Below are 11,790 nucleotides of genomic sequence, written 5' to 3' on the forward strand. Positions count from 1 at the left end.
TCCCGATTAACGTTAATCATTTTCTAAATTAATATCGATAGCTAACGAACGAATTTCTTTTATTAGAACATTAAAAGATTCTGGCATTCCAGCATCCATCCGGTGATCACCATCAACAATATTTTTATACATATGCGTGCGACCAGTAACATCATCGGACTTTACAGTTAACATTTCCTGTAAGGTATAAGCAGCTCCATAAGCTTCCAATGCCCAAACTTCCATTTCTCCAAATCTTTGTCCCCCAAATTGAGCTTTACCACCCAAGGGTTGCTGAGTTACCAGGCTATAAGAACCCGTAGAACGAGCATGCATCTTGTCATCTACTAGATGATTAAGCTTCAACATGTACATGTATCCTACAGTAACTGCCCGATCGAATCTTCTCCCGGTTCGCCCATCATACAAATAAGTTTGGCCTGAGGTAGGAAGACCCGCTATTTTTAATAAATGCTTTATTTCTTCTTCCGTAGCACCATCAAATACTGGTGACGATATGGGGACACCCTTACGTAGATTCTTAGCTAAAATCATAATTTCTTCATCATTTAAAACCTCTAAATTAAATTTCTGGGTCTTGCTTAAGTCATAAATCGGCTTGAGAGTTTTACGTAATTGTTTTGCATCAACCCCTTGATCAATTAATTCACCAATTTTAATCCCTAAGCCTTTTGCCGCCCATCCCAAATGAGTTTCAAGTACTTGGACAATATTCATCCGGGAAGGAACCCCTAAGGGATTCAGTACGATATCTGCAGGCGTACCATCTTCTAAATAAGGCATATCTTCGACTGGCACAATAGTAGAGATAACCCCTTTATTTCCATGACGTCCTGCCATTTTATCGCCAGGTTGAATACGACGTTTAACTGCTAAGTAAACTTTCACTATCTTAATGATACCAGGTGCTAAATCGCCACCTTGAGTTAATTTCTGACGGAAGTCTTTGAGTTTTTCTTCACGTGCTTTATGAAGTTCCTCATAATGTTTATGAGTAGCTTCAAGACGTTTCATTGCATTCTCATCATGTAATTGAATTTCAAACCACTTTTGCCGAGACAATTCAGCCAAATAAGATTTACTAATTTTTATGCCTTTCCCCAATTTCAGTGGACTACCATTATCAGCTATTTGATTGATAAGCAGCTTTTCTAAGTTTTCAAACAAAGCATCTTCACGTACTCGAAATTGATCATTTAAATCTTTTTCCACTTTTGTAAGCTCAGCTTTTTCAATATTTAAAGCACGTTCGTCTTTCTTCACCCCCTCACGAGTAAAAATACGAACGTCAATAACAGTACCCGTAATTCCAGGAGTGACTCGTAAAGAAGTATCTTTTACGTCTGATGCTTTTTCACCAAAAATAGCTCGCAGTAATTTTTCTTCCGGCGTAAGCTGGGTTTCACCTTTAGGAGTTACCTTCCCGACTAGGATATCTCCTGGCCCCACTTCAGCTCCCATATACACAATTCCAGATTCATCCAATTTTGTTAACGCACTCTCTCCGATATTGGGAATATCCGACGTAATTTCTTCTGGGCCTAATTTTGTATCACGAGCAATGCAGGTAAACTCTTGAATATGAATCGTTGTAAATCTATCTTCTTCTACTAATCGTTCGGAAATCAGAATCGAATCTTCAAAGTTATAACCGTTCCAAGGCATGAAAGCGACTAATAAATTTTGCCCCAATGCCAACTCACCAATATCTGTAGAAGGACCGTCAGCCAATACATCTCCTTTTTGCACACAATCACCAACTTCCACAATTGGGTGTTGATTAATACAGGTGTTTTGATTGGAGCGAGTAAATTTAGTCAAATTATAAATATCAACTCCAATATCATCTTCATCTGCTTCCTCTAAATCTACCCGAACCACGATACGTGAAGCATCAACGGAATCTACAATACCACTGCGTTTAGCAACTACCGTAACTCCAGAGTCTACGGCCACAGTACGTTCCATTCCAGTTCCTATCAATGGGGTTTCTGGTCGAATTGTAGGCACCGCTTGACGTTGCATGTTTGAACCCATCAATGCCCGATTAGCATCGTCATGTTCTAGAAAAGGAATCAAGGCAGCTGCGACAGAAACAATTTGCTGTGGTGAAACATCCACATAGTTCACTTTATCCGGTGTTGTAAAAGTAAATTCCCCTTTATAACGGCATGAAATTAATTCATCTAGCATACGACCATATCCATCAACATTAGTATTTGCTTGTGCAATATAATAATCGCCTTCTTCAATAGCTGATAAATATTCCGTTTCATCAGTTACCACTCCGTCAATCACTCTTCGGTAAGGCGTTTCTAAAAAACCATGCTTATTTGCACGCGCAAATACTGCCAACGAATTAATTAAACCAATGTTAGGTCCTTCAGGAGTCTCAATAGGGCAGACTCGCCCATAATGGGTAGGGTGTACATCTCGCACTTCGAAACCTGCTCGCTCCCGTGTTAATCCGCCAGCCCCTAAAGCAGATACTCGACGTTTATGGGTTATTTCAGATAACGGATTATTTTGATCCATAAATTGCGATAACTGGCTCGAACTAAAAAATTCCTTTATTGCCGCTGACACAGGCTTTGCATTTACCAAATCTTGGGGCATTAAATTCTCAATATCTGCTAAGCTCAATCTATCTTTTACGGCTCGCTCAACACGAATTAATCCCACACGAAATTGGTTTTCAGCCATTTCGCCTACACTTCGGATGCGTCGATTTCCTAAATGGTCAATATCATCCACGTCTCCTTTACCATCTCGAATATCAACAAGAACACGTAACGCATCTACTACATCTTCTTTAAATAAAATACCTGATCCCGTTAAATTTTTTCGTCCAACACGACGATTAAACTTCATTCGCCCCACAGTGGATAAATCATAACGCTCCGGTGAGAAAAATAAATTCTCAAATAAGTTTTCAGCAGCTTCTTTAGTGGGTGGTTCACCCGGGCGCATAATGCGATAAATTTCTACTAAAGCTTCTAATTGGTTATGAGTATTATCTAATCTTAAAGTATCAGAAATATAGGGTCCACATTCAATTTCATTGATATATAATGTATGCAACGAAAAAATATCTTGAGTTTGAAATTTCTTTAATAAATCGGCCGTAATAACTTCGTTAGCTTGAGCAATAACTTCTCCTGTTTCTTTATTAATAACAGCTTTACCAATGACTTTGCCATATAAATATTCATCTGGAAGCTTAAGTTCACTGATTCCAGCTTTTTCAATCAATCGAATATGCCGTGCGGAAATTCGACGATTAGCTTCAACAATTATTTTCCCCTTTTTATCTTCTATAGTAACTGCTGCTAATTCACCACGCAATCGCTCTGGTATTAATTCTAAAGTGACATTTTCTTTATTAAGACGAAAAATATTTGTTTTATAAAACATATTAAGGATTTGTTCGGTATCATAACCCAACGCTCTTAAAACCACTGTTGCTGGTAATTTACGTCGTCGATCAATTCGCACAAATAAACAATCTTTGGGATCAAACTCAAAATCTAACCACGAACCGCGATAAGGAATAATACGAGCTGAATATAATAATTTTCTAGAAGAATGCGTCTTACCTTTATCATGCTCAAAGAAAATTCCAGGAGATCGATGTAATTGAGATACAACTACTCGTTCAGTTCCGTTAATTATAAAACTCCCTGTTTCTGTCATTAATGGAATTTCACCTATATAAACTTCTTGTTTTTTAATATCCTTAATAGCTTTTTTACCTGTAGGTGTATCCTTGTCATAAATGACTAACCGCATACTCACTTTCAAAGGAGTAGCATAAGTTAAACCTCGTAACTTACATTCTTCTACATCAAAGATGGGTTCTTCACCTAAACTGTAACCCACATATTCTAATTCCGCATGACCAGAATAACTAGAAATAGGGAACACTGACTTAAAGGCAGCATGTAAACCTATATCTTGCCTGTGTTCGAGCGCTAGATCCTTTTGCAAGAAAGCACGATAAGATTCTATTTGAGTTTCTAATAAATAAGGGGTTTTTAATACCTCAACTTCACGCTTTCCTAGATTGACGCGTGCACGTTTTTTTTCAGCATAAGAAATCTTGGCTGAATTCCTGCTTCTAACATTTGCTTGCGCCATGAAACACACCTCATTTTAAATCAGTAAAATATGTTGTTACTAGTCTATATGTCAATCTCGTCTCGACGAGACTCAAATTTTCTAAAACAAAGAACATTCCCATTCTCTGAATTATTGCTTTCGCAAAGATAGCATAAACGGGATACTTTAGATTAGTGCCTACTAGACTATTACTCAAGTTCGACTTTAGCACCTGCCTCTTCAAGTTCTTTCTTAATTTTTGCAGCTTCTTCCTTGTTAACACCCTCCTTAACAACACTTGGGACAGATTCAACAAGATCCTTAGCTTCTTTTAAACCTAATCCGGTGATACTACGGATCGTTTTAATAACACTAATTTTGTTATCACCAAAGCTAATCATTTTTACATTAAATTCAGTTTTTTCTTGTACCGCAGTCGCCAATTCACCTCCTCCAGCTAGCATAGGCCCTGCAAAAGCTCCTGTCGCTTCAGCTGAAACACCAAATTTTTCTTCCATCATTTTTACTAAATCGACTACGTCCATGACACTCATCTTGGACACTGCTTCTAAAATATCTTCTTTTGTTATTTGAGCCATTGTCTTTTACTCCAAAAGATTAAATAAATATAAGATTAAATAAATTCAAAATTATGCCGCTTTCTTTTGATCTTGAAGTGCAGCTACTACGCGAATGAGCTGGACAATAGGCTCATTAAGCGTACTAACAAATTTAGTCACTGGGGCTAACAAAACAACCACCAACTGACTGAAACTCCCTTCGCGTGAAGGGAGTTGGGCAACCGCTTGTAATTTATCTGCCGGTAGTAACTCTCTCTCCAATACCAAGGCTTTTACTTCTAGTTGCTCGTTTTCCTTAACAAATTTTTCAATTAAACGAGCAGCAGCGCCTGGTTCCTCTTGTGAAAAAAACAACACAATAGGTCCAGTCAACACTTTATCAAGACAAGCATATGGCGTCTCTTTAAATGCACGACGTGCAAGAGTGTTACGGTATACTCGCATAATTACCCCAGCATTACGAGCTATTTTGCGTAACTGTGACATTTGCAAGACGGTTAGTCCACGATAATCTGCAGCTACTGCTGAAATTGCTTTCTGGGCGATGTTTGATAATTCTACAACAATTGCTTTTTTTTGTTCGAGGTTTAAAGCCACTATTTTCTCCAGTTTTTTTAAATTTAAGAAATAACTTTGTGCTATTTCTATGAGCTTTTCCTATTTCCATAGCTTTTTTTCTTTTAATGATAACCTTTAAGGCAACTACCATCTGGCCAAGTCACTTAAAAACACTTATTTTAAAACATTTATATACACCAACGGTTTTTAAGGGTTGGCCTTCAAATAACATAAGGACTACCACAAAATCAGTTATTTTCCCCATTTAAGATTTCCTCTGAAACATAGAAAATTCCTTTCGTTTTTTTCGCTGATAGAGCGAAAAAGACCAGGGGATTTATTTTATTGTGGTTCGATCTACAACCACACCCGGCCCCATCGTGCTTGATAGGGTTAATTTCTTTAAATAGGTTCCTTTAGCAGCGGTGGGTTTGACTCTCTGAACATCTGCTAACAAGGCTAATAAATTTTCTTGTAACGCTTTTTCTGCAAAATCCACCTTTCCGATCGTACAGTGAATAATAGCATTTTTATCAGTACGATAACGAACTTGTCCACGTTTGGCGTTTTTAACCGCTGTAATCACGTCAGTAGTTACAGTCCCATCTTTAGGATTAGGCATTAAACCACGAGGACCTAAAACTTGACCCAATTTTCCAACTACATGCATTGTTTCTGGAATAGCAATTACTATATCAAAATCAATATTTCCAGATTGAATTTGTTCAGCTAAATCATCCATACCCACAATATCAGCACCTGCTTTTTTAGCTGTATCCGCCTGATCACCTTGGGCAAAAACAGCGACTCTTACATTTCGGCCACTTCCATGAGGTAGTATAGTAGCTCCCCGCACTGCTTGATCCAATTTATGGGAATCAACACCGAGATTAATAGCGACATCAACACTTTCTTTAAATTTGGCGCTTGCACAAGCTTTAACTAATTTTAAAGCTTCTGTTAGAGAATAAAGCTTTTTAGATTGGAGTTTAACTGACAGTAATTTTTGTCTTTTTGTGCGCTTTGGCATTATTTTGTTTCCTCTACATCAAGACCCATACTACGAGCAGTTCCGGCAATGCTACGGACAGCAGCCTCAAGATCTGCTGCAGTGAGATCCACTGCCTTTATTTTAGCAATTTCTTCTAATTGCGCACGTGTTACTTTTCCAACTTTTTCTATATTAGGACGAGCACTTCCGGTTTTTCCTTTTAACACAAGTTTTTTCAGTAAGACAGAAGCTGGCGGTGTTTTAGTAACGAAGGAAAAACTGCGATCAGCATATACTGTAATGTTCACAGGAACAGGTAATCCCTTTTCGATATTTTGTGTTGCCACATTAAATGCTTTACAGAACTCCATGATATTGAGGCCATGTTGGCCTAACGCAGGTCCAACCGGAGGACTAGGATTTGCTTCGCCTGCTTTAACTTGCAAACGAATGTAACCACTTACCTTCTTCACCATAATTTTCTCCCAGATACTACAAGCACTTTTTTAACTTTTTAATTAACGGTTCATTAATTATAAAATTATATTATTTTGCACTATGCTTTTAACTTTTCTCTACTTGCCCAAACTCTAATTCCACTGGGGTAGAACGTCCAAAAATACTCACTGAGACTCGCAGACGGCTTTTTTCGTAACTAACATCCTCTACTACTCCATTAAAATCCGCAAAAGGTCCTTCGATAACTCTTACTACTTCACCGGGTTCAAAGAGGACTTTTGGTTTAGGCTTGTTTTCGCCCTCTTCAACACGTTGTAAAATTTTTGCTGCTTCCTCGTCGCTAATGGGCGCCGGCCGTTCGGTTCCAATAAAACGCAATATCTTGGGAACGTTTCGAACCAAAAGTAACGTTTGATCATTCATCACCATATGTATTAAAACATAACCCGGAAAAAACTTACGTTGGCTTTTACGCTTACGACCCGCTCGCATTTCCACTACTTCTTCAGTGGGTACAATAATATCACTAAAATAATCTTCTAAACCTTCTCTTCGTATATATTCGTTTAACATCTTAACAACATAATTCTCATGACCCGAATAAGTATGAAGAATATACCAACGTTTTTTTTCTTCAGTCATCAATTATCCTCTTTTTCCAGTCATCCAAGCGACAGCCCAAATAAAAAAACTATCAAGACCCCATAGAATAAGTGCTGTCATTATCACCATAAGCACAACTACTAAAGTGGTCTGAACAGTTTCTTGACGGGTTGGCCAAATAACTTTACGCAGCTCTGTACGGGAGCTCTTTATAAAGCTCCAAGCTTTTCGACCTTTTTGAGTTTGGGCAGCAATTATCAGTGCTAAAATAGCAAGAACAATTCCAACAGCGGCACGAATCGTCACGATAACCTGACTATAATAAAAATTAGCTACCATACCTCCTACAAGCAGAAAAATAATTAGCAGCCATTTTAAAAGCTCAAAGCGCGACTTGGTATTTTGTAACATATTTTGTTGAACCATTATTTAGTATTTTTATCTTGTTATTTTTAAAAGATGTATTTTAGGTTATTTTGGCAGGCCAGGAGGGAATTGAACCCCCAACCTGCGGTTTTGGAGACCGCTGCTCTGCCAATTAAGCTACTGGCCTTTCTTTCCTATAATCAATCTCAATTAATCAATCTCAATAATTTTTAAACATAATTCTTAAACTTTCTTTATTTTAAAAATTACTCAATAATTTTTGTTACAACACCAGCTCCAACAGTACGTCCACCTTCCCGAACCGCAAATCGTAATCCTTCATTCATCGCCACCGGTGCGATTAATTTCACTGTCAACTTTACATTGTCTCCCGGCATCACCATCTCCACGTTTTCCGGTAAATTCAATACCTCGCCCGTCACGTCCGTCGTGCGAAAATAAAATTGAGGTCGATACCCTTTCAAAAAGGGTGTATGACGACCTCCCTCTTCTTTCAACAATACATAAATCTCTGCCTCAAACCTCGTATGAGGTGTAATTGTCCCAGGCTGCGCCAATATCTGTCCTCGCTCGACTTCTTCTCGTTTCGTCCCTCTCAATAAAACACCAACATTATCTCCCGCTTGTCCCTCATCCAATAACTTACGAAACATCTCCACACCGGTACACGTCGTCTTCATCGTCGCATTGATCCCCACAATCTCAATCTCATCTCCGACCTTCACAATCCCTCGTTCAATTCGTCCCGTCACCACTGTCCCACGACCCGATATTGAAAATACGTCTTCAATCGGCATCAGAAAGGGCTTCTCTTTCTCTCGTTGCGGATCCTCAAAATATACGTCCATTGTCTCTACTAACTTCAATATCATTGGAATCCCTAATTCTGCAGCATCTCCTTCCAACGCTTTAAGCGCAGAACCCACTACAATTGGTGTCTGATCGCCTGGAAAATCATAACTCGTCAATAAATCCCTTACTTCCATCTCTACTAATTCCAATAACTCTTTGTCATCTACCATATCCGCTTTATTCAAAAAAACTACGATCGCCGGAACCCCCACCTGTTTCGCTAGTAGAATATGTTCTCGCGTCTGCGGCATCGGACCATCCGCCGCACTTACTACTAATATCGCTCCATCCATCTGCGCTGCTCCCGTGATCATATTTTTTACATAATCCGCATGCCCTGGGCAATCTACGTGAGCATAATGACGCTTATCACTTTGATACTCCACATGAGAGGTCGCTATCGTGATCCCTCGTGCACGCTCTTCCGGTGCATTGTCAATCTGATCAAAGGCGCGCGCTTCCCCTCCAAACTTATCTGATAAGACCTTCGTCAACGCCGCCGTCAACGTCGTCTTACCATGGTCCACGTGGCCTATCGTCCCTACATTTAAATGCGGCTTCTCTCTTATAAATTTTTCCTTAGACATAAAATAACTCCCAAAATACCTTGAAATTTTTAATATCTTAAAATTATTTAAGACATTTAATCTGAAGCCCACAACCGGATTTGAACCGGTCACCTTTTCCTTACCAAGGAAATGCTCTACCACCTGAGCTATGTGGGCAAAGCGGGTGATGGGAATCGAACCCACGCTATCAGCTTGGAAGGCTGAAGTTCTACCATTGAACTACACCCGCTTACAGAGACTTACAGAGAACAGAACATTAAAAATAAAGGAGAGATCAGTGATGGCTTCGCTTTTATTTTTGTGAAGCTAATAGATGCTAGCTTACTTATGTCTCTATATTTTTCTCTTATTTTTTTGTTGTCTGTCTTCTGAAATGGAGGGGGTAGGATTCGAACCTACGAAGGCATAGCCGTCAGATTTACAGTCTGATCCCTTTAGCCGCTCGGGAACCCCTCCAAACTTTCTGTTACTTAATTTGAACATCCTTGTTCACTTGAGCATACTTGCTCGCTCATTTTTTTAAAAAACTATCTCAATTGTTTCAATTATATCTCAATTTTTTCAATTATTTTAAAAACTATTATTTTTAAAAACTATTATTTGTAGTCACCACTTGAATATTTACTTTGTCACCACTTGAATATTTACTTTAAAAATTACATACTACTTAAAAATCAAGCGTAATATTGTGCGTAACAAAACAAAAGATGTCAACCAGCTTAATCAAAAAAAATTATCTCTAACAAAACACCTCTTACCAAACTATTTATAATTATTTACTTATAGGAGCTAATTGACCAAGAAAAATAATGAATTTTTTTAATCGGTCCTTCGGTTGCTAAAGCAGCCATATAACCTGGTGGTACACTAAGTATCGAACATAATGTCCATTGCTTAGCTAAGTTAGGATCCTCATCAACAGTTAAAAGTCCATCCATTTTAACAGCATCTACATTAACATTCGTAGTAAACCGATTAAGACCAAATGACATGCCTTGGCGAATGACCTTAATATAAGCTTCTTTCAGAGTCCAAATTCGGAAAAAACCTTTTAAATGTTGATTCTGAGGAAGCCTTCTAAAAGCTGTAATTTCATCGGGAGAAAAAAAACGTTTTGCGATATCTTTAGTGCGAAGATTACCTCTTATTGATTCAATATCAATACCGACTTCCCGATTCTTCGTAATTGCATAAAGAGCTACTTTATGAGAGTCCGAAAGGTTAAAATATAAAGAAGCATTATTATTTAATAGATAAGGTTTTCCATAATTATCATAACGAAATTGTAATCTACCTGAAATGGGCAAATATAGTTTCAAAATAGCATGTAATGCTGTATGTGAAGCTATATAATAACGTCGGTGCTGAGTATTCACTAAACGTTGTGCACGTGCTCTTTGTTCCATAGATAAACTAACTAGCCCTTTTATAATTGCTTCATCAGGCCAATCTAAAAATACTCTCCAGACGTGTACCTCTCCCTCTTTCAAGGAGGGTCTTATAACAGTTTTTCCAGGATTACTTAGATTCATCATCTAATATACTCGTTCTATTCATCTAAATTACTTGTTCCTCGTTTTCTTACGAGGGCTCTTTGTTCCATATATTTGTTTATATACTAGAGTCCTACTTTTTTATAGCGTCCTATCTTCTTTTTTATAGCGTCCTATCTTCACATATAATGTCCTCTCACATTAGAGAGTTAAATAAAAAGAATAAGTTATTATTACTAATAACCTAAATACAGAAGTAATTATAATTATATAGATATATTTCCCTAATAATTATTTCTATTTTTAAGAATTATTTCTATTTTTAAGAATATTGATTGATTTTCTTTAAAGAGCTTTTCCAGTTACCCAGTTACTAAGTCACTATAAAAGCTTAGAGCAGATAACATGAAAAACTTCGAACAGATAACGTAATAATTATAAATTTTATATTATAAATCTTAAATACTCTTACAAGATAATGACAAACATCACTACCCCTCCCTATTATATATATAGCATTACATTTAAATCATACTAACTCAAGGCTACATTCTAAATGGATTAGATTTTAACAAGGGTTAGTCGAGGCAGGCATAATAAAAGAAAAAGTAAAGGAAAAAAGTGTAAATCCTATAAAGTGTAAATCCTATTCTTCTAATTAATTAGTTTAAAAATAGGTTAGCCTCAAAATACCCCCCCCAAGGCGCTGAATCAAAAAAAACATATACCAATAAAAATAATTACCTTATAATGTTACCCTATAAATAGAGCAACATTCCCGAATCAACAAAAAAAACGATCCGCAATGTTTTGAAACATAATCTTTTTTCAAAGATAATGTTTATACCTTCTAAACCTATCTCCCAGAGAATGAGTAACCCTCTTGTGTTCAAAGGACAGAGAGTAGTATTTTTAAAGTATGAAATTACACTTTAACAACATAAAAAGGTATCAAAAAATACGACAATTGAAAAACTAATTTTTGAATACTGGAAAATAGTGAATTGTTTCATTTAATTCACCTAATTTCTTCTCAATGAAGTGCATGCAGTGCGAAATATTTATACATTAATATAATACTAGCATTAATACAAAAATACTGGCAATAAAAATCCAAATTTATTAAAGCAATTAAAAAACTTCCAGTATACGATATATAATAATCACGAAATATAATAAAATAGCAATGAAAAGAAGCC

At 37.1% G+C, this 11,790-nt stretch carries 9 protein-coding genes and 4 tRNA genes; all 13 read right to left on the reverse strand.

Going from position 1 to position 11,790, the window contains the following annotated elements; translation table 11 throughout:
* Nucleotides 1-12 precede the first annotated feature (12 nt).
* The 13 genes from rpoB to CLERM_RS01240 all read right to left on the reverse strand — a co-directional run bounded on the left by rpoB (nt 13) and on the right by CLERM_RS01240 (nt 10,633).
* Nucleotides 13-4,137, reverse strand: coding sequence for a DNA-directed RNA polymerase subunit beta (gene rpoB / locus CLERM_RS01180; RefSeq protein ID WP_102156783.1), 4,125 nt, complete (start codon nt 4,135-4,137; stop codon nt 13-15).
* A gap of 170 nt (nt 4,138-4,307) precedes the next feature.
* On the reverse strand, nt 4,308-4,697 hold the full coding sequence (gene rplL / locus CLERM_RS01185) for a 50S ribosomal protein L7/L12 (protein WP_102156784.1): 390 nt from the start codon (nt 4,695-4,697) through the stop codon (nt 4,308-4,310).
* Nucleotides 4,698-4,748: 51 nt separating this feature from the next.
* Complete coding sequence (gene rplJ / locus CLERM_RS01190) at nt 4,749-5,276, reverse strand: 50S ribosomal protein L10 (protein WP_102156785.1); 528 nt, start codon at nt 5,274-5,276, stop codon at nt 4,749-4,751.
* Nucleotides 5,277-5,574: 298 nt separating this feature from the next.
* Nucleotides 5,575-6,270 (reverse strand): 50S ribosomal protein L1, encoded by a 696-nt coding sequence (gene rplA / locus CLERM_RS01195; protein ID WP_475682138.1) that lies wholly within the window; start codon nt 6,268-6,270, stop codon nt 5,575-5,577.
* Nucleotides 6,267-6,704: a 50S ribosomal protein L11 gene (gene rplK, locus CLERM_RS01200; protein ID WP_102156787.1), complete on the reverse strand. Its 438-nt coding sequence runs from the start codon at nt 6,702-6,704 to the stop codon at nt 6,267-6,269. Before rplK ends, rplA begins: the two co-directional genes overlap by 4 nt.
* Before the next feature lie 88 nt (nt 6,705-6,792).
* Complete coding sequence (gene nusG, locus CLERM_RS01205) at nt 6,793-7,329, reverse strand: transcription termination/antitermination protein NusG (protein WP_102156788.1); 537 nt, start codon at nt 7,327-7,329, stop codon at nt 6,793-6,795.
* Nucleotides 7,330-7,332: 3 nt separating this feature from the next.
* Nucleotides 7,333-7,716, reverse strand: a complete 384-nt coding sequence (gene secE, locus CLERM_RS01210) for a preprotein translocase subunit SecE (protein ID WP_102156789.1) — start codon at nt 7,714-7,716, stop codon at nt 7,333-7,335.
* A gap of 51 nt (nt 7,717-7,767) precedes the next feature.
* Nucleotides 7,768-7,843: transfer RNA gene (locus CLERM_RS01215), tRNA-Trp, on the reverse strand.
* Nucleotides 7,844-7,922: 79 nt separating this feature from the next.
* On the reverse strand, nt 7,923-9,116 hold the full coding sequence (gene tuf / locus CLERM_RS01220) for an elongation factor Tu (protein WP_102156790.1): 1,194 nt from the start codon (nt 9,114-9,116) through the stop codon (nt 7,923-7,925).
* Nucleotides 9,117-9,181: 65 nt separating this feature from the next.
* Nucleotides 9,182-9,254 (reverse strand) — tRNA-Thr (locus tag CLERM_RS01225).
* 2 nt (nt 9,255-9,256) lie between these two features.
* Nucleotides 9,257-9,327 (reverse strand) — tRNA-Gly (locus CLERM_RS01230).
* A gap of 145 nt (nt 9,328-9,472) precedes the next feature.
* Nucleotides 9,473-9,554, reverse strand: a tRNA-Tyr gene (locus CLERM_RS01235).
* Between the two features lie 320 nt (nt 9,555-9,874).
* Entirely contained in the window at nt 9,875-10,633 is a 759-nt protein-coding gene (locus CLERM_RS01240) for a 4'-phosphopantetheinyl transferase family protein (RefSeq protein WP_241538078.1), read from the reverse strand.
* Nucleotides 10,634-11,790: the final 1,157 nt, after the last annotated feature.

The sequence above is a fragment of the Coxiella-like endosymbiont genome, assembly GCF_002871095.1.
Taxonomy (GTDB): Bacteria; Pseudomonadota; Gammaproteobacteria; order Coxiellales; family Coxiellaceae; genus Coxiella.

Bases quoted from the DNA above. Each gene is read 5' to 3' on its own strand.
- rpoB (WP_102156783.1), bottom strand. From the start codon at position 4,137: ATGGCGCAAGCAAATGTTAGAAGCAGGAATTCAGCCAAGATTTCTTAT.
- rplL (WP_102156784.1), bottom strand. From the start codon at position 4,697: ATGGCTCAAATAACAAAAGAAGATATTTTAGAAGCAGTGTCCAAGATG.
- rplK (WP_102156787.1), bottom strand. From the start codon at position 6,704: ATGGTGAAGAAGGTAAGTGGTTACATTCGTTTGCAAGTTAAAGCAGGC.
- nusG (WP_102156788.1), bottom strand. From the start codon at position 7,329: ATGACTGAAGAAAAAAAACGTTGGTATATTCTTCATACTTATTCGGGT.
- secE (WP_102156789.1), bottom strand. From the start codon at position 7,716: ATGGTTCAACAAAATATGTTACAAAATACCAAGTCGCGCTTTGAGCTT.
- tuf (WP_102156790.1), bottom strand. From the start codon at position 9,116: ATGTCTAAGGAAAAATTTATAAGAGAGAAGCCGCATTTAAATGTAGGG.
- CLERM_RS01240 (WP_241538078.1), bottom strand. From the start codon at position 10,633: ATGATGAATCTAAGTAATCCTGGAAAAACTGTTATAAGACCCTCCTTG.